Consider the following 22,088-nt stretch of genomic DNA (forward strand, 5'->3'; position numbering starts at 1 on the left):
TGAATATTCAGACGTTTTGTCATCAATATGTAAAAAAATGAGCTATTCAATCTCTATATTTTACCATATAGTAACAATAAATTGATTGATTTTACATATATTTCTATGGTAAAATTTTGCTTGAAATATGTGTAAATAATTAGATAAGCATGATAGAGAAGATATATTTGGAGGAGAGATATGTATACTAACCAGTTTCAAACATTAGTGGATGTGATCCGCGACAGAGGTGAAATAACGGACCGCGGTATTCGTTTTATCGATGCGGACAAACGTGAAACTTTTATATCTTATCATCAATTATTTACTGAAGCACATGGGTATTTAGGTTATCTACAAGCCATCGGAATTAAACCTAAACAAGAGATTATTTTTCAGATCCAAGAGAACAAACGCTTTTTAGTCGCATTCTGGGCTTGTTTACTAGGTGGAATGATCCCCGTACCTGTAAGTATTGGTGAAGATGAAGAACAAAACTTGAAGGTATGCCGGATATGGGAATTACTGAATAACCCCTTCATGATTGCATCTGAAAAGGTACTGGATAAACTGAGAAAGTTCGCTTTAGAACATGAATTACTGGATTTGCATCATCAACTAGAGTCTAGAACGGAAATGATACAAGACCACGTATATGATTATAAATCTGTAAAATATGATGAGCCTAAGCCAGATGACTTGGCATTTATTCAATTTTCTTCCGGATCAACCGGCGACCCCAAGGGCGTTATGCTGACCCATCGAAACCTCATTTATAATGCTAGTGCTGCTATTAATGGCACACAAATTAGTTCAAAAGATAGTTTTCTCTCCTGGATGCCCCTTACCCATGATATGGGTTTGATTGGATTTCATCTCGTACCCCTTGTGGCAGGAATTCATCAGTACTTGCTCCCAACGGAATTATTTATCCGCAAACCGATTCTATGGATGAAAAAAGTAAATGAACACAAAGCAACCATACTGTCTTCCCCTAACTTTGGTTATAAATATTTCCTGAATTTCTTTCGCGAAGACAAAGCGGAGGGATGGGATCTGTCATCTGTCAGAGTCATCTATAATGGGGCGGAACCTATATTACCCGAAGTGTGTGATGAATTCCTAAATGTATTGGCAGCATATCACTTAAAGAAAACAGCCATGTTTACCGTATATGGATTAGCAGAGGCCTCTGTTGCCGTTTCCTTTCCCAAGGTAGAAGAAGAATTTACTGCGGTGTACGTTCACCGGGAACATCTGAACTTAGGGGAGCGTGTCATCGAAGTCGAGAAACATGCTGAACATGTGGCATCATTTGTTGCCGTTGGCGAGGCAGTTGATTATTGCCATGTTAGAATTTGCGATGAGGAAATGAACAGTGTTCCCGATTTGGTTATTGGAAAAATTCAAATCAAGGGGGATAACGTCACCCAAGGTTATTATAATAATTCACTAGCAACGGAGAAGTTATTAACGCACGACGGATGGGTGAATACAGGCGATCTGGGTTTCATCATGAACGGAAAACTGGTTGTAACAGGGCGAGAAAAAGACATTATCTTTATCAATGGTAAAAATGTATATCCCCATGACATTGAACGTGTTGCCATACAATTACATGATATTGAACTCGGAAGAGTTGCTGCTTGTGGTGTGTATGATTCGAATAGTCAAAGTGAAGAAATTATTGTGTTTGTCGTGTACAAAAAAAAGATCGAACACTTCCTGCCTCTTGTTAAAGAAATCAAAAGACACCTATATAAACAGGGAGGATGGAGTGTCAAAGAGGTACTGCCCATCAAAAAATTACCCAAAACAACAAGTGGGAAAATCCAGCGGTATCAGTTAGCCAAGCAGTATGAAGCAGGCAAATTCTCAACAGAATCTGCATTCATCCATGACTGGATCAAGAATGACAATGACAAGGCAAAAGAAAAGGCTGCTGTTTCGGTTCGAGTCATAGAACGTGAATTAACTTCACTATTTTCTGAAGTGCTGGTTGGGAAAAAGGTTGAACTTGAGGATAGCTATTTTGATATGGGTGCATCTTCATTACAGCTGGCCCAAATCGCTGAACGTATAGAACAAAAATACGGAGAAGAACTTGCTGTTACGGACCTCTTTACCTATCCCTCGATAACTGAATTGGCAGCATATCTGGCTAGAGGCTACAGCGAGACCATGCAAGTCAACAATACTCAAGAGGATCATACGCCATCCAAAGATATTGCTATTATCGGTATGTCTTTGAATCTCCCTGGTGCATCAAATGCAGGCGATTTTTGGCGTGTTTTGGAAAATGGAACGCATAACATTCGGGACTACCCTGAAAGTCGGATAAAAGACGCAGCAGATTATATACAATCCATGCAAAGTGAAATGAGCGAAATTCAATGGATCAAGGGTGGTTACTTGGATCAAATTGATCAATTCGACTATTCTTTCTTTGGCATAACCCCAAAAACTGCACAATTTATGGACCCGAATCAAAGGATGTTCTTGCAAACGGCATGGCATACGATTGAAGATGCTGGCTATGCAGAGGAAGGAATTAATGGAAGAAATGTGGGCGTCTACGTGGGGTATTCCAAAGTTGGATATGATTACGAACGGCTCGTTACGGCGAGTTACCCCGCAGAACTCAAAAATTATATCATTGGAAATTTACCATCTGTACTGGCGAGCAGAATTGCATATTTCTTGAATTTAAAAGGCCCGGCCTTAACGATTGATACCGCTTGTTCCTCCTCACTTGTTGCTGTTCACATGGCATGTAAAGGATTGCTCGCTGGAGACTGCGAAATGGCAATCGCAGGAGGCATTCGAACAGCATTATTACCGATTAGTATCGGACTGGATATGGAATCTCCAGATGCATTGACGAGAACGTTTAGCGAAGATGCCAACGGCACGGGATTTGGTGAAGGTGTTGGGTCGGTCATGTTGAAGCCAATGCAGCAAGCGATTAAGGACGGGGATCATATCTATGGTGTGATTAAGGGAAGTGCGATTAATCAGGATGGCAAGACGGTAGGAATCACAGCACCTAACCCGGAGTCACAGACCAATGTGATCGAACAGGCATGGAAAGAAGCCGGCATTTCTCCTGATACGCTTAACTTTATTGAAGCACATGGAACAGGAACAAAATTAGGTGATCCGGTTGAGTTCAATGCTTTGCGTAAAGCTTTTGAGAAATATACGGATCGGAAACAATTTTGTGCAATCGGATCTGCCAAAGCTAACATTGGACATGGCTTTGAAGCGGCGGGGATCGCTGGATTAATTAAATCTATTCTTATGTTTCAACATAGAAAGGTTCCACCATTGGTTCACTTTGACAAGCCTAATCCCCTGCTTAAGTTTGAAGCTTCACCTTTTTATGTGAATCAGGAATTAATGGCTTTTGGTGAAGAAGAGGGCCCATTACGATGCGGGGTTAGTTCTTTTGGTTTTAGTGGTACCAATGCGCATGTGGTCCTCGAAGAATATGTTCCCTCCCAAACAGTAGATAAAAGGATGTCCCAAGAGCCTAATCTATTTGTTCTGTCTGCTGCCACGGAACGGGCGCTGGATGAATTGGTCAGAACGTATCATGAATATCTAACCGATCACACGAATGTTTCCATTCAACAAATCTGTTGTACAGCCAGTACGGGAAGGGCTAATCTGGATTATCGGCTTGCCATCGTAGTCACGAGTACACAAGAATTACATGAAAAATTGAAACGAATTGCAAGCGGAGAGGGTAAACTGCCAAATGTTTATTTTGGTTATGCCAAAAAAGACAAAACGCTTGTTAGCGATCATCTCTATGCTCGGGGAAAGGCAGAATCTTTAAATGAACTCGGTCAGTTATTTACACAGGGGGCAGTGATAGATTGGGAAAGATTTTATAACCATGAAGTCATTTCGAAAATTCCATTGCCGTTATACCCTTTTGAACAGAAACGGTGTTGGATTGAAGTTAAACAGCCGATACCAGCGGAGCATAGGTCTGGGAGGAGTGAGGTTCAAATGGAGATGGATACAAACGATATTGAATTAAAGATTAAAACAAGCATCAGTCGTGCATCTGGTTTGAAGTTGGAAGAGCTGGATCATCAAGCTCATTTTCTCCAAATGGGATTGGATTCCATCATTCTTGTGCAAATTCAGAAGGAGATCTCAGAGCTGTTCCGTTTGGATATCCCGATGGAAATGTTTTTTGAAACCCTTACAAATATTAATTCCTTAGTTAAATATGTGTCAGAGAATATCAAGCATCATGATGTATCTGAAAACATAAACAATCAAACAGTTCAGGAGCATACTGAACAACGAAATCTGGCATCTGTGAACAATATAAATACGGCAAAATCATCAGGGAATGTGTCGGAGCAAATTGTGATGTCTGCCATTCAGCTCATGGAATCCCAATTAAAAAGTTTGAATGTGCTGTTAGGCGAGCAAATGAATGCTGTTCAATCCCCGCTTTTGGAAATGAAACATCATGAAACCAAACCAACCAAAGAGATCCAACCCAATTCGGATTCGAAGGAAGCCAAACCTTTTATACCCTATCAATCGTTGAAAATTCATGAAGAGAGCGGATTATCACCGCTTCAGAACCAGTATGTTGAACAATTTATAGCCAAGTATACCGCAAGAACCAAAGGCTCCAAATTAAAAACAGGCCAAACACGTTTGGTTCATGCGAATAATCGCAATGTATCCGGATTTCGCTCGTATTGGAAGGAAATGGTGTATCCCATCATTTCAACGCGTGCAGAGGGAGCAAAGTTATGGGATATGGATGGGAATGAGTATTTGGATCTGACGATGGGATTTGGTGTAAATCTATTTGGCCATAATCCAGCGTTTATTCAAAATGTAATATCAGACAGCCTCCAGGAACAATTGCCTCCATTGGGGCCTATGTCAGACTTGGCAGGAGATGTCGCAGCTAAAATTTCCGAGCTAACGGGTGTAGAGCGTGTCGCATTTTATAATTCAGGAACAGAAGCTGTCATGGTTGCACTTCGTTTAGCAAGGGCAGCAACGGGGCGTTCCAAAGTTGTATTATTTTCAGGATCTTACCACGGTACACATGACGGCGTGTTGGGTGTAGCGAATCCTGGGGATGCTTTATCGTCTGCGCTGCCTATGGCTCCTGGTATTGTAAATAGCGCTATGGAAGATTTGATTATTCTTAATTATAACCATCCGCAATCACTGGATATGATTCAGAACCTGGGTGATGAATTGGCTGCTGTGCTTGTAGAGCCGGTGCAAAGTCGAAGACCTGATCTGCAGCCTACACAATTCTTACGGGAACTTAGAGAGATCACGAAACAGTTTGGCATTGCACTTATTTTCGATGAGGTCATCACTGGATTCAGAATTGGATTGGGTGGAGCGCAGGATTGGTTTGGCGTTCAAGCAGATTTGGTTACGTATGGGAAAGTGGTCGGTGGCGGGCTGCCTATTGGCATAGTCGCCGGTAAGGCTGAATTTATGAATCCGGTGGATGGTGGAACCTGGAACTTTGGTGATGATTCTTACCCTTCCGATGCAGATAAGAAAACGTTTGTCGGTGGAACCTTCTGTACACACCCTCTTACGATGAGAGTGATGTTAACGGTACTACAATATCTTCAATCTGAAGCAGAAACCTTATATAAGGAATTAAATGAAAAAACAGATTATCTTGTAAAAGAATTAAATGCGTTTTTCAAAACAGCGAATGTACCGATGCAAATGGTGAACTATGGATCTTTATTTCGATTTATATCATTTGGAGATATGGAATTATTCTTCTACCATTTAATTTATAAAGGTTTATATATTTGGGAAGGTCGTAACTGTTTTATATCGACTGTGCATTCCATGGGTGACATGGATACGATAATCAGAATCGTGAAAGGGACGATCCATGAACTACGCGAGTGGGGGTTTATCCCTGGTGAATCGCCTGTTTCGGAATATCCGCTCTCTTTAGAGCAAAAACAATTATTGTTAACTTCATTACATGGGGAAGATGCGAATGCTGCATTAAATCAGAGTGTTATTTTAAAAATGACAGGTGGAATAAAGCCTTCCACACTGGATCAGGCCGTGAATCAGATCGCACAGCGTCATGAAGCCCTGAGAACAGTCATTCATGCCGATCGTGAAACACAACAAATCAGATCCGTAATGGAATTTCAATGTACATGGTTGAATTTCTCGGCATATGCGGGTGAGGATCAAGAACGGGAAATTTCCAATTGGTTATCTGCCGATGCAAATGAAGCCTTCGATTTACAGTCCGGGGAACCTCTATTTAGAATCACCTTGCTTAAAAAGGCAGCCGATCAATACCTTATGGTGCTGACATTTCATCATATTGTTGTAGATGGCTGGTCGATTGCTGTATTCATTCAAGAGTTGGAACATACCTATTCTGCTCTTGTCCGAGGGGTTCCGGTTCAATTACCTGAAGCCACTCCATTCCGTGAGTATTTAAGCTGGCAACGACTTGAACATGAAAAAGGCTCATTTAACGAAGGAGTCCAGTTCTGGAAAGAACAATTTTCCTTATCCTATCCGAACATTACACTTCCAACGGTGCAGTCCGGTGATGTGCCCAGGGGATATTCTGGTGAAAGGTATTCCATCAAGCTGGATCATCAATTAACGGAGTCTTTGCGAACGTTAAGTATAAATAATAAGAGCAGTTTGTTTGTAACGATGTTTGCAGCGTTTCATTTATATTTGCATCAACTAACAGGGCAGTCTCACCTTGTCATTGGCGTGCCTACAGCGGGTCAGTCTCACATGCGAAAAAATGCGCTGATTGGCAACTGTGTCAACATTGTACCTGTTCATCATGCCTTGTTAACGAAGCAATCCGTTGTAGAGCATGTTCTTCAGCTCAAGGAAACGCTGGCTCTTGTCATGAAGCATCAGCATGTCCCACTGACTCTCGTATCCGAACAGCTTGCTGATATGACTGCACCGGATACACGGATTTTATTCAATATGGACAGAACGATTCATCATCTCCAATTTGAAAATATCAAGACTGAATTCATGTCGTATCCGATCAAACATATTTCTTACGATTTATTTCTTAATATTACGGATGTTAGCCATGAATTGTACCTGGATTTTGATTACAATACCGATCTTATTGGACCTGAGATGATGAAATTGTGGTCCGAAGGATTTAAGGTTTTACTTCAAAGTATGGTGAGTCATCCAGAGGCTGAAATTTCGTCTTTGACGTTGTTCTCATCCGATCAACAGGACCAATTACAGGAAATGTATACTCGGTTTGTTACGGAGCGTCTTCCTCACGTTAATCATGCAGCCATATTCGAGCTTCCAGTCAATGACGTGGAGAAAAAGCTGGCTTTGATCTGGGAGGACGTATTATCCCTCGATCAAGTGGGGAGACATGATCACTTTTTTGATCTCGGAGGAAACTCGCTCAAGGCGACAGTAATGCTATCCAAGGTACATGAGCAGTTTCAACACAAAATTTCAATCGTTCAATTCTTCCAAAAGCAACGTCTGAAAGAGCTTGCCAGTCTGATTACAGGCGAGAACGAGGAAACATTCATTCCAATCAAGGCATTGGACGTGAAGGAGTTCTATGAGACGTCAGCTGCACAACAGCGAATCTACTTTCTGGATCAATTTGAGCCGAATAGTGTGTTTCAGAACATGTGCGGCCATATTACGGTCACAGGAAATATCGATGAAGCTAAATTGATTTCGTCATTGGAACAAATCGTGCACCGTCACGAAGCTTTTCGCACCAGTTTCCATCTGATGGATGGAGAGCTTTACCAGCGTATTGCTCCAACGATTGATTTTGAAGTGAAACGATCTCAGGAAAGCTCTGCTTCATTTGAACAACATGTTAAGGCGTTTGCAAAACCATTTGATTGCTCCAAAGCGCCATTAATACGTGCCGAATTCATTCGTGTAAACGATGATCATGCAGAGATTCTCATTGAGATGCATCATATTATATCGGACGGATATTCCGTTGGCATTCTTGCGAATGAACTGATCGATGAATATGACGGAAGAAACATGCCGGATATTGATATTGAATACAAAGACTTTGCAGCTTGGCAGAAAGAATTTCTGGCGGGGGAGTCTTATAAGCAGCAAGAAAAATATTGGCTGGATCAATTCAAAGGAGAACTCCCGAACCTTAATCTGCCTACTGATTTTGTTCGGACACCTCATTTGACTTCGGCAGGTTCAAGATTGTCATTTGTGTTGGACGCACACTTGAAGCAGTCGCTGGAGAAACTTGCGAAACAAACGGGAACTACGATGTTTATGGTGTTATTGGCAGCGTATAATGTGCTGCTTCATCAATATACGGATCAAGAAGACTTGATTGTAGGTACACCAACATCAGGAAGAAACCATCCGGATGTCGAGAATATGATAGGTGTCTTTATCCAGACGGTAGCGATTCGATCACAGCCGGTGGGGAATAAGTCGTTTCGATCCTATCTCGAGGAAATTAAAAAACAATCCCTGGATGCATTGGATAACCAGGACTATCTTTTTGACAATCTTGTAGAGAAATTAAACACACATCGTGATACCACTGGGACAGCGCTTTTTAATACAATGTATATCTTCTTAAATACCGCGTTGAATCAACGGCAAGAACAGGATTGCAGCTTTAAAGTTAGAGAATTAAATGTCGGTGTATCGTTATATGATCTGATGTTCATCGTTGAGGATGATAATGAGTGTCTGGAAATGCACTTTAATTACAAGACGGGACTGTTTGAACGGGACACCATCGACAGGATGAAAACACATCTGTTCAACATCCTTAGAGACATTGTGATTGAACCGGATGCTACCCTGTCCGATATTCAAATGCTGTCTGAACATGAGCAGCACGTTCTTTTACATGAGTTTAATGATACCAACATAGCGTATTCACGGAATCAGACCATTCAGGAGTTATTCGAAGCACAGGTGGAACGGACACCCGATCAATTAGCCGTCGCTTTTGGAGATGAGCAATGGACGTATCGTCAATTGAATGAACGGGCGAATCAGTTGGCATATACGCTTAGAGCTGAGGGAGTGCAGCAGGATCAATTTGTAGGTATTCTGACAGATCGTTCGGTTGATATGATCGTTGGCATCTTTGGCATTCTAAAAGCAGGCGGGGCGTATGTACCGATTGATCCGGATTCTCCTGAAGAGCGTATCCGCTATATCCTGCATGATTCGGGGGCAACGTTGTTAGTCACGCAAAAACATTTGAAGCAGTTGGTATCGTTTAATGGAAAAATGATTGATTTGGACGATGAAGAAACCTATGCAGCTAATCTGTCGAATCTGGAACCGGCCGGGGATTCCGAGCAGTTGGCTTATGTGATCTATACTTCAGGCACAACAGGCATGCCAAAAGGTGTGATGATCGAACATCGTCAGGTTCATCACTTGGTTAAAGCGTTGTACAGTCAAGTTATAGATGATCAGCATAGCGGTTTGCATATCGCTTTACTTGCGCCTTACTATTTCGATGCATCTGTGAAGCAGATTTTTGGCGCACTGCTGTCAGGACATGCCTTGTTTATTGTAGACAAGGACACGGTACTGGATGGACAAGACTTAATGAATTATTATCAGCACCATCAAATTGATTTGACGGACGGAACACCTGCGCACCTGAAATTGCTTTCGAAGGCAAAAAACGTTCAAGGCATATCGCTAAAATATATGCTCATTGGCGGTGAAGCTCTTTCTCAGCAAAGTGTAAATGAAATCACATCATTATTTGCTCTCAATCATATAACGCCTCCAACCATAATTAATGTGTACGGTCCAACAGAATGTTGTGTGGATGTTGCGACGTACAGTGTAACTCCAGAGCAACTGGACCTGGATACAGCGAATCAACGAGCTCACCTACCGATTGGACGAACACTGGGGAATAATCGCCTGTATGTATTGAACAAACATGGCAAAGTTCAGCCTGTAGGCGTCGTAGGGGAATTATGTATCTCTGGCGATGGGGTTGGTAGAGGATACTTGAATTTACCTGAGCTGACCGCAGAAAAATTTGTACGTGATCCGTTTGTCCAGGGAGCGACAATGTACAAAACGGGAGATTTGGCGAAATGGCTTCCCGATGGAAATATTGAGTATTTGGGAAGAATGGATCACCAAATTAAAATTCGCGGATACCGGATCGAAGTAGGAGAAGTCGAAGCGGCACTGTTAGATCTAGAGTGTGTGAAAGAAGTTATCGTCATTGCACATGAGGATGATCACGGGGACAAATCATTATGTGCATACTTTACAGCGGATTCCACGCTGACGGTGGGAGAGTTAAAACAAAGCCTCTCTAAAGTGTTGCCGAATTACATGGTACCAGCCTACTTTATACAATTGGATCACATGCCTCTGACATCGAACGGGAAAATCGATCGCAAATCGCTTCCGAGTCCAGAAGAAAACATACAAACGGGAAGTGAATATATAGAACCCCGAACTGGGGTGGAAAAACAGTTGCTGCCTATTTGGCAGGATGTGCTTGCTGTGAAAAAAATCAGTGTAAAAGACCATTTTTTTGATGTAGGAGGCAACTCGTTACGTGCGACCAAGCTGGCTGCCAAAATCAATCAAAAGCTGAATATCCACATCTCGGTAAGAAACGTCTTTGAATGGCAGACCATTGAACAGATGGCTCAATCTATTGAACAAATGGAACAGGATGTATTAGTGTCCATTCCTCAAGTGGAGGAAAAAGAATATTATCCTATTTCTTCGGCGCAAATGAGAATGTACATTATGAGCATCAAAGCTGGCAAGGAACTCATGTACAACATGTCAGGTATGTTTATGTTGGAAGGATCGCTTGATCGGATCAGATTGGAAGAAGCATTCCAACAATTGATTCATCGTCATGAATCACTTCGGACTGGAATCAAAGTCATACATGGAGAACCGAAACAGATCGTATACCCTAAAGTGAACTTTGGAATTGAATTGATCGAGTCAACGGAAGCAGAGATCGAAGATCGAATTGAACAGTTTGTTCGCACATTTGATCTCGGGCAAGCACCTCTTATGAGGGTGGGACTTATTGAACTTCAGCAGGAGCGTCATGTATTGCTGGTAGATCTCCACCATATCATTGCAGACGGACTATCCGTGCATCTTCTGATGACTGAACTTAGCCAATTCTATAAAGGAGAGGAGCTATCTCCTCTTCGAATTCAGTATAAGGACTATGCTGAATGGCAGCAAATGCAACTTCATAGTGAGCGGATGAAAAAGCAGGAGAAGTATTGGCTTACTGTGTTTGGTGAGAGTATCCCGCTATTGGATCTGCCAACAGACTACGAAAGACCTGAAACGCTAAGCTATGCGGGAGATGTATTGGACATTGTTTTGCAGGAAGACATTCTTCCAGGCTTAAGGAACATGGAAGTACGGACAGGAACAACGCTATATATGATTCTATTAGCCGCCTATACGATTCTATTATCTAAATACAGCGGACAAAAAGATATCATCGTGGGCACGCCGATTGCAGGCAGGACACATGCTGAGCTGGAGCCGGTCATGGGGATGTTCGTGAACACACTGGCTATTCGAAATTATCCTGCAGGGGATAAAACATTCACGGAGTATCTGCTGGAAGTGAAAGAAAATATGTTGAACGCATATGAGAATCAGGATTATCCGTTTGAAGAATTGATTGAGAAAGTAAATGTAACCAAAGATGCTCGGAGGAATCCGTTGTTTGACACCATGTTTGTATTGCAGAATACAGATGCTTCAGAGATTCAGATGGATGGAGTAACCTGTAAGCCTTATGCTCCAAATACGAGAGTATCCAAATTCGATTTAACGCTGTATGTTACCGAATTGCAACACAAGTTAGAAGTGGCCTTTGAATACAGTACGATTTTATTTGAGAAAACAACGATTGAAGCGATGTCACAAAATCTGTTGGTCATATTAACAACCATTGCCAACGACCCTCATATTGAGATCAACAAGATTCAATTGGTTGAAGAATTAATAGACGGGGATACGCTGGCTGATCTAATTGAAGTAGATTTCTAGAATAACTAAAAATATAAATGTGATCGGGGTGCCGTATGTCTATTTTTAAGAAACAGGAATCGTATTGGGCAAGCCGATTTGAAGATGATGATCATCTTGTTCATTTGCCTTATTGCAAGACAACCTCCAAACACCCAGACGATACGCAGCACCAGAATGCTATATATAAGTCTTTGTCAGCCGATGTTTCATATAAAATCAAGTCCATGTCGCGAAATGCTCCTATGGCAATATATACGATCTTATTAACGGGAGTTCAGTGTCTGTTATATAAATACACGAATGAAACCAAGATGATTATTGGCATACCAACGATGGAAGAAAAGAACAATGATCTATCGCTCTCGAATAAGGTTCTTGTCTTAAAAAATAATATCAATCATGCGATGACATTCAAATCCATATTTAATCAAGTGAAGACCAGTTTAACCGAAGCTATTCAGCATCAACGAATCCCTTTCAGAAAAATGGTTGAACGTTTAAATGTTCAGTATGATTCGAACCATGTACCTCTGATTCATACCTTGGTTTCGTTGAATGAAATTCATCCTGCCCTTGATGAAAATAACGTAAAAGCGGCGACGATGTTCCACTTTGATCTGGAGAACGACTTCATTCAGTTAAGATTAGTTTATGATGATGATCGTTATGATCGCGATTATATGGTACAAATTGTAGAGCATCTTGACCAATTGCTTTCCGTAGTTCTAAACCAACCTGATCTGGAGTTAAGTCAAGTTGATATGTTATCAGAGTTTCATCGAAACAAGCTGTTATATGACTTTAACGATACAAGGGTTGAGTATCCACAGAACAAGACGATGCATCAATTATTTGAAGAACAGGTTGAACGAACACCGGACCATCCGGCAGTCGTATTTGAGAATAGACAGTTAACGTACAGAGAGTTAAATCAAAAATCCAACCAATTGGCCCGAATGCTTCAAGCTAAGGGGGTGCAGGCGGGTCAGTTCGTTGGCATTATGGCAGAGCGCTCACTTGAGATGATCATAGGTTTATTCGGTATTTTAAAAGCTGGCGGGGCATATGTCCCAATCGATCCGGAATATCCGGCAGATCGTATTCATTACATCCTTGAGGATTCAAAAGTGGCTTGCTTGCTGCATCAAGGTCATATACAGAAGCCGGAACATTATGCAGGGACATTTGTCATTCTGGATTCTGAAATAAATTACCATGATCATCATTTAAATTTGGAAGATGGAGCGATCTCCAGTGATTTGGCATACATGATCTACACGTCTGGAACAACAGGTCATCCCAAAGGCGTAATGATTGAACATTCCAGCATTGTGAATTCCCTGCAATGGAAATCGGATTTTTATCATTTTACCGGAGATGATCGGGTAATAATGCTGAATCCCTTCGTTTTTGATTCATTTATTACCCACTTCTTTGGTCCGATAATATCTGGATCGACGGTATATTTGTTAAACCAGGAACAGTGTAAAGATGCTGTAGCCATCAATACGATGACCAAAAAACAGCAAATCACGCACATCCAAAGTCCACCCAGTTTCTTGATGACCCTATTGGAACAAGTAAGCGGGGGAGATTGGGCATCCATGAAAAATGTGGTGGCTGCGGGAGAGAAAATTGTTCCTGCCTTAATACACAAATTGCAGCGCATCAATCCACGCATCGAAGTGTGTAATGAATACGGTCCAACCGAAAATAGTGTTGTATCCACAGTTCTGTCGATCAAGTCGGCAGATCAAAAGATTTCAATCGGGAAGCCCATTGCGAACAATAGGGTCTACATTTTAGGAGAACGGAATGAATTGCAGCCTATTGGAGTTCAGGGAGAATTATGTGTAGCCGGAGCAGGGTTATCCAGAGGTTACTTGAACCGTCCAGATCTGACTGCGGAGAAATTCGTGGATGATCCATTTGTTTCGGGAGCGAAAATGTACAAGACAGGTGACTTCGCAAGATGGCTGCCCGATGGGAACATAGAGTATATAGGAAGGGTAGATTATCAAGAGAAAATTCGTGGACACCGGATTGAACTTGGTGAAGTGGAGACGGCTCTTCTAAATAGTACCCAGATAAAAGAGGCCATCGTCATAGCCAGAGAAGATGAAACGGGAACCAAACAATTATGTGCGTACCTGGTAGGAGAGGATGCAATCACGATCGGGGAACTGCGGGAGGCGCTGTCCCAGCAGCTGCCAAACTACATGATTCCGTCCTATTTTATACAACTGGATCAGATGCCGCTCACGTCTAACGGGAAAATCGATCGCAAAGCTTTGCCTGCTCCCAAAGAACATATGTTGAAGGGCATGGAGTACGAAGCACCCCGAACGATGGTGGAACAACAACTTGTATCGATCTGGGAAGAGGTACTTGGGGTAGAGAACATTGGGATTTTGGATAATTTCTTCGAGCTTGGAGGAGATTCGATTAAATCCATTCAAGTCTCTTCAAGGTTATATCAAGCAGGTTACCAGGTGCAGATGGATCATCTGTTTAAAAATCCAACCATAGCAAGCTTGATTCCCTATGTTCAACCCATAAGTACCCTGTCAGAACAGGGAATCATCACTGGAAAAGTGATGCTGACTCCAATCCAGCATTGGTTTTTTGAGCAATACAAGGTGGACGCCCATCATTATAATCAGTCCGTGATGTTGTATCGGAAAGAAGGTTTTCACGAAGCCACACTTCGCCGTGTATTCGATAAATTGAGTGAGCATCATGATGCACTTCGTATGGTATATCGCCATATGGAGCGGGGGTATGAAGCGTGGAATGAAGGGTTGGCAAGAGAACCCTTATATACACTTGAAATGATGGACTTTAAGTCATTAGCAGATCCGTCTCAAGAAATCGAGAAGAAAGCAAATGAAATGCAAAGCAAGTTTAACGTGGAACGTGGACCCTTGATGAAGCTGGGCGTATTTCAATGTGCAGACGGAGATCATCTACTAATCGTTATTCATCATCTAGTCATCGACGGAGTTTCATGGCGAATTTTGATCGAAGACCTATCGAGAGGCTATGAACAATTAAGTGATGGCGAACCCATTCAACTAGCGCAAAAAACGGCTTCCTTTCAATTATGGGCAGAACAGCTCCAGTTGTATGCGAACAGTGATGCGATAACGCAAGAGATTGCATATTGGAATGAAATTGAAAAAGCAACCTATAAGTCGTTACCTACAGATTTTAAAGCGGATCATGCACTGGAAAAAGACAGTGAAGAAATCACAATGGAATGGTCAGTAGCAGAAACGGAGCAATTATTAAAACAAGCGAATCGTGCTTATAAAACGGAGATTAGCGATTTGCTACTCCATGCATTAGGCATGTCTATTCACCAATGGACAGGCATGGATAAAGTGCTGGTCAATCTGGAGGGACATGGAAGAGAACAAATTATACCGGATCTCGATATTACACGAACGATCGGATGGTTTACGAGCCAGTATCCGGTTGTACTTGATATGGAAGCAAGTTCAAATATGTCTCTTTTCATCAAAACAAACAAAGAAATGATTCGTCAAATCCCTAAAAAAGGGATTGGTTATGGTATTTTACGATATTTAAGTGCACAGCAGCAAGAAACTCCTTTTACCTTAAATCCTGAAATTAGCTTTAACTATTTGGGACAATTTGATCAGGATCTTCAGAATAGTGGGATGCAGATTTCTCCCTATCCAGGCGGAGCAACAGCAAGCGACAATCACAGAAGAAATGTTCTTATCGATATGAATGCCTTAATTGTGGAAGGCAAATTGACGTTGTCACTTCGGTATAGTCGCACACAATATCAAAAAGAAACGATGGAGCGAGTGGCAACATATTTTAGAGATCATCTGCAAGAAATCGTGATACATTGTGTGACAAAAGAGAAGCCGGAATGTACACCAAGTGATCTAACGTTAAAAGGAATTACGATTGAAGAATTAGAAGGATTTGTTCAAGAATCGGAACACATTGGTGAAATCGAAGATATATATGCTTTGTCACCGATGCAAAATGGGATGTTCTTTCATCATTTGCTTCATTCAAAATCGGAAGCGTATTTCCTTCAAACCACGTTGGATCTTCATGGTCCGTTAGACGTGGAAGCTTTTACGAAGAGTCTGGATCAGTTGATGCAGCGTAATTCGATTCTCAGAACAAATTTTCATAGCAAATGGAAGAATGGACCCCTGCAAGTGGTATACCGTCATAAACGGAATGGGCTAATATACGAAGATTTGCGTGAGATGAACGAAGAAGATCGTGAAGCATACGTGGCAGATTATACAAGAGCAGATAAAATAAAAGGTTTCGACCTGTCTCAGGATGTGTTAATGCGTATTTCGATCTTGCGAACGCATGACCAAACCTATCGTTTCATTTGGAATTATCATCATATTTTGATGGATGGCTGGTGCCTGTCTCTTGTAATCCAGGAGTTGTTTGATGGATACTTTGCTATTCAGGAACAACGAAAACTGGAGGCAAAGAGTACGATTCCATACAAACATTATATTGAATGGCTGGACAACCAAGATCATGAAGAGTCCCTGAAATATTGGCGTGACTATATGGAAGGTTATGATGAGCAGACCACTTTGCCAAAAGAACATTCAATTACGAAGAGTGATGAATATCATTCAGAGCATATGATTTGTACATTAAGTCAGGAATTAACCGGACAAATCGCACATGTGGCCAGTCAGAATCAGGTGACGCTGAATACGTTCATGCAGACAGCCTGGGGAATGTTGCTACAGATATATAACGGCAGTGAGGATGTTGTATTCGGAAGCGTGGTGTCGGGCAGACCTGCGGCGATTGTCGGAGTTGAGCGAATCATTGGTTTATTCATCAATACCATTCCTGTACGCGTTCAGACTAAAGGTAACGAGACATTTGCAGCGGTTATGAAACGGAATCAGGAACAAGCTGTGGCTTCGCATCCACATGACACGTATCCGTTATACGAGATTCAAGCGGAAACATCGCAAAAGCAAAATTTGATTGATCATATCCTGATATTCGAGAATTATCCTGTACAGGGCATTATGGAACAGTTTGGGGATCAGGAGGAGACAACTCTTCGGATTACGAATGTAGAAGCAGATGAACAAACGAATTATGACTTTAACCTGATTATTAAACCAGGCCAATCCATGAAATGTATGTTCTATTACAATGCTAACGTCTATGATCGGGCAAGCGTAGAACGCATTCAAGGTCATTTGATTCAGATGTTGAAGCAAGTGGTCAACAATCCGAATATTCCGATCCATGACATTGACTTGACGACAACACAGGAGAAAACACAAATTTTGGAACAGTTTAATGATTCTATGGCTGAATATCCAATGGACAAGACAATTCATGGACTGTTTGAGGAACAGGCGGCAAGGACTCCTGCACACGTTGCGGTTGTATTTGAGGATCAACATTTGAACTATCAAGGGCTGAACGAGAAAGCCAACCAATTGGCAAGAACGCTGAAGGCTAAAGGCATTCAAAATGATCAGTTAGTCGGGATCATCGCTGATCGTTCGCTAGACATGGTTGTAGGAATCCTTGCGATTTTGAAAGCGGGTGGTGCATACGTGCCGATTGATCCCGAATATCCAGAGGATCGTGTAAACTACATGCTTGAGGATTCGGGTGTACATGTATTATTGCTGCAAAGTCATTTGCAAGAACGCATCTCTTTTGCAGGAAAGGTCGTTTGCCTGGATCTATCTGAGTCCTATCATGAAGATCATTCCAACTTGGGAGTGACTGCTGCACCAACAGGCCTGGCATATGTAATTTATACCTCAGGAACAACAGGTAAACCAAAAGGGACATGTATTGAACATAAAAATGTGGTGCGATTGTTGTTCAATAGTAAAAATTTGTTTGATTTTAATGCATCAGATACATGGACATTATTCCATTCTTTTTGTTTTGATTTTTCGGTATGGGAAATGTATGGGGCATTGCTCTATGGCGGAAAACTGGTTATCGTACCTCAAATGACGGCAAAAAGTCCGGAACAATTTCTACAATTGTTAAAAGACGAGCAAGTGACGATATTGAATCAAACGCCAACGTATTTCTATCATCTTCTTCAGGAAGAACTGGCAGGTCATGCAGCAGATCTGAAATTAAGAAAAGTGATTTTTGGAGGAGAAGCCCTCAATCCCGTGTTATTGAAGGAATGGAAGCTGAAATATCCATTTATCCAGTTAATTAATATGTATGGGATAACCGAAACAACGGTTCATGTAACTTATAAGGAAATAACCGACATTGAAATACATGCTGGAAAGAGCAATATTGGAAAACCAATCCCGACGTTGCAGACCTATATTCTGGATAAACATCAACGCATTCAACCGATCGGTGTTCAGGGAGAATTAGTTGTAGCAGGTGAGGGCCTTGCCAGAGGTTATCTGAACCGGCCTGATTTAACCGCGGAGAAATTTGTTGATCACCCCTGGATTACAGAAGGGAAAATGTATCGCACAGGAGATGCCGCAAGATGGCTGCCGGATGGAAATATTGAATATCTGGGACGAATCGATCATCAAGTGAAAATTCGCGGTTACCGAATTGAGCTTGGCGAAGTGGAAACTGCGCTTTTGCAAATAGACTCCATTCAGGAAGCGGTCGTTATTGCCCGTGAGCATGAGGATGGTTCGAAGCAGTTGTGTGCGTACTGGAAAGGCGACGGCTCACTGACAGCGAAGAAAATCAGAATGGCATTATCTCATGAAATTCCGGATTATATGATCCCGTCTTATTTTGTTCAATTAGAGCATATACCGATAACTTCCAATGGAAAGGTTGACCGAAAGGCATTACCAACTCCACAAGAGCATATGCAAAAAGGCACCGAGTATATGGCGCCACAAAACGCTGTAGAACAAGCGATCGTCTCTGCCTGGGAAGCTGTGCTTGGTGTTCAAAAGGTTAGCACATCAGATCATTTCTTTGAACTCGGGGGCGATTCGATTAAATGTATTCAAGTTTCCTCACGACTGCTTCAAGCAGGGTATAAATTGGAAATGAAGCATTTCTTCACCTATCCGACAGTAGCAGAGTTGAGTGAACACGTTACATCTGTGAGTACTATTTCTGACCAAGGGGAAGTTACGGGACAAGTGATGCTGACACCTGTTCAGCGCTGGTTCTTTGATCAAAATATGGTGGACGCACATCATTACAATCAGGAAATGATGTTCTTTCGTGAAAAAGGGTTTGATGTCCGCTTTATTCACAGCATCATGGATAAGATCGTTAAACAGCATGATGCTCTCCGCATCCTTTATCGTCAAGCGCCTGAAGGTGGATATGAAGCGTGGAATCGAGGGGCAGACGAAGATGGATTATACAGCCTTGAAATCGTTGACCTCAAAACAGAAGCAGATCCTGCATCGTTCATTGAAAATAAAGCAAAAGAAATTCAGAGTGGTATGGATCTGTCTCACGGGCCTTTGATCAAACTTGGGTTGTTCCAATGTGCTGAAGGGGATCACCTGCTTATTGCCATCCATCATTTGTTGGTAGACGGGGTTTCATGGCGTATTTTATATGAAGATATTCAGACAGGACATGATCAGTTCTTGAGAGGCCAAGAAATCCAGCTTCCTCAAAAAACGACCTCGTTTAAACAATGGGCAGAACAATTGTCTACGTTTGCAGACAGTGCGGCGATGAAGCAAGAGAATCCATACTGGAGTCGTGTGGAGCAGGCCCAGCTAAGCCCGCTGCCTAAAGATATGGATTGTGATGAGACGATTGGCAAAGATAGTGAAACGATCACCATTCATTGGACAGCAGCGGAAACGGAGCAATTATTAAAACAGACACATCATGCGTACCATACGGAAATTAATGATATATTGCTAACGGCATTGGGAATGGCAGTTCATGATTGGACAGGCATGGGAGAAATTCTTGTAAATCTGGAAGGGCACGGTAGAGAAGACATCCTGCCAGAGCTGGACATTACGCGTACAGTGGGATGGTTTACGAGCATGTACCCCGTTATGATTACGATGGAGTCCGGGGCTGACTTATCAAGGAGGATTAAGACCGTCAAGGAAAGACTGCGTCAGATCCCAACTAAAGGCATTGGTTACGGGATTTCAAGGTATTTGTCACATGGAAATGAAGGATTCAAGTTAGAGAAAAATCCCGAAATTAGTTTCAACTATATGGGACAGGTGAATCAGGATTCGGGCCAAGATGGCATTAAATTCTCGCATTATTCCAGCGGGCCATCCGTAAGTGAAAACAACAAGAGACCTTTTGTGCTGAATATCAATGGCATTGTTACAGAGGGTCGGTTGTCGCTGTCCATTAACTATAGTCAAAAACAATATCGCCGGGAAACGATGGAGCAATTGGCTTGTATCTATAAGGAAGGTCTTAATAGAGTCGTTGAACATTGTGTAACGAAGGAACAAACCGAGCTTACGCCAAGTGATATTTCATGCAAGTCATTAACCATTGATCAATTGGATCAAATCGTGGAACAAACTGGGCACATCGGTCGAATCGAAAATGTGTACCCACTTACACCATTACAGAAGGAAATGTTGTACGAAAGTGAACGGAATCCAATTTCGGGCGCTTACTTTGTACAAATCATGTTTGATATGCGTGGAGATTTGGATGTTGCCTCTTTTGCGCAAAGTTTGGATCAACTAATGCAAAGGCATGCGATATTAAGAACTAATTTTTACAGTGATTTCGTGGACATCCCTCTTCAAATCGTGTATCAAGAGAAGAAATTTGAATTTAACTATGAAGATGTAGCTGGCAAAAGTGAGCTGCAAGGTAAAACGTATGTTGACGAGTATATTGAGCAGGACAAGGCAAGAGGATTTGACTTACAACGAGATTCGCTAATACGCATGTCTGTTTTACGAATAAAGCCTGAGGAATACCGCGTCATATGGAGTTTTCACCATATTTTGATGGACGGCTGGTGTATGTCTCTTGTAAGCAAAGAGATATTTGAAAATTATTTTGCGATTCGGGAAAATAGAAAGCCTCAAGTGACTCTATTAACACCGTATAGTCAATTCATTGAATGGCTGGAACAGCAAGATCATCAAGGTGCAATAAACTATTGGAGTCATTACCTGGAAGGTTATGAAGGGCAAACGAAATTGCCTGGAGAAAAAATCAAACCGAAACATGAAAGACAGGATTCCAGAACGCTAAACTGTTATTTGGATGATGTACTAATTGAGCAAATGAAACAGATTGCGGAACAGCAGCATGTAACGCTCCATACGTTAGTTCAGACTGCTTGGGGTGTATTGTTGCAGCAATACAATGAAAGCAATGATGTTGTATTCGGAAGTGTTGTATCGGGCAGACCGCCTGTTATTCCTGGGATCGAAAGTATGATTGGATTATTTATTAATGCGATTCCTGTTCGTATCCAGGCTCAGGCCGATGAGTCATTTATATCTTTAATGAAAAGGAATCAGGCACAAGCTGTGGAGTCACATGCATATGACACGTATTCGTTATATGATATTCAAAATCTGACCAAGCAAAAACAATCTCTGATTAACCATGTTGTTGTATATCAGAACTTCCCGGTAGAGCATCGAATGGAGAGTTTGGGTCAAAAAGGCGAAATACCGCTTGAAATTATGAATGTTGGGGGTACAGAACACAATAGTTTTGATTTTACTTTGATCGTCAAGCCCCATGAGAACATGAAGATCATATTGATGTATAATGCCAATGTGTATGACCTATCTACCGTTGAACAGATTCAAAAACACTTTATTTCCATGATTCAACAGGTGGTAAGTAACCCGGAAGTTAAAATAAACGAACTTGCGTTGAGTACGTCGAACATTTATTAATGGAAAAATAATGGGCCTCTCCAAAAGTGAGTTTCCTCCTCACTCAAAGCGCTAACGAATCTGACGCGTCTTAAGAGGTAGATTCGATGTGAACGGCAAACTTAAACGAACCTCAGTAACGTTATTTCATCATATCAGGGTGTCAGAACCTAAAAAACGACC

At 41.7% G+C, this 22,088-nt stretch carries 2 protein-coding genes; both read left to right on the plus strand.

Features of this window, described 5'->3' with window-relative positions; all coding sequences use genetic code 11:
* Window positions 1-180 precede the first annotated feature (180 nt).
* Window positions 181-12,069, plus strand: coding sequence for a non-ribosomal peptide synthetase (locus tag BLS69_RS05515; RefSeq protein ID WP_091029213.1), 11,889 nt, complete (start codon window positions 181-183; stop codon window positions 12,067-12,069).
* 35 nt (window positions 12,070-12,104) lie between these two features.
* Entirely contained in the window at window positions 12,105-21,926 is a 9,822-nt protein-coding gene (locus tag BLS69_RS05520) for a non-ribosomal peptide synthetase (RefSeq protein WP_091029216.1), read from the plus strand.
* The last annotated feature ends 162 nt before the right edge of the window (window positions 21,927-22,088 follow it).

The organism is Paenibacillus sp. CF095 (assembly GCF_900101225.1).
Classification (GTDB): Bacteria; Bacillota; Bacilli; order Paenibacillales; family Paenibacillaceae; genus Paenibacillus.

Bases quoted from the DNA above. Each gene is read 5' to 3' on its own strand.
- BLS69_RS05515 (WP_091029213.1), top strand. From the start codon at position 181: ATGTATACTAACCAGTTTCAAACATTAGTGGATGTGATCCGCGACAGA.
- BLS69_RS05520 (WP_091029216.1), top strand. From the start codon at position 12,105: ATGTCTATTTTTAAGAAACAGGAATCGTATTGGGCAAGCCGATTTGAA.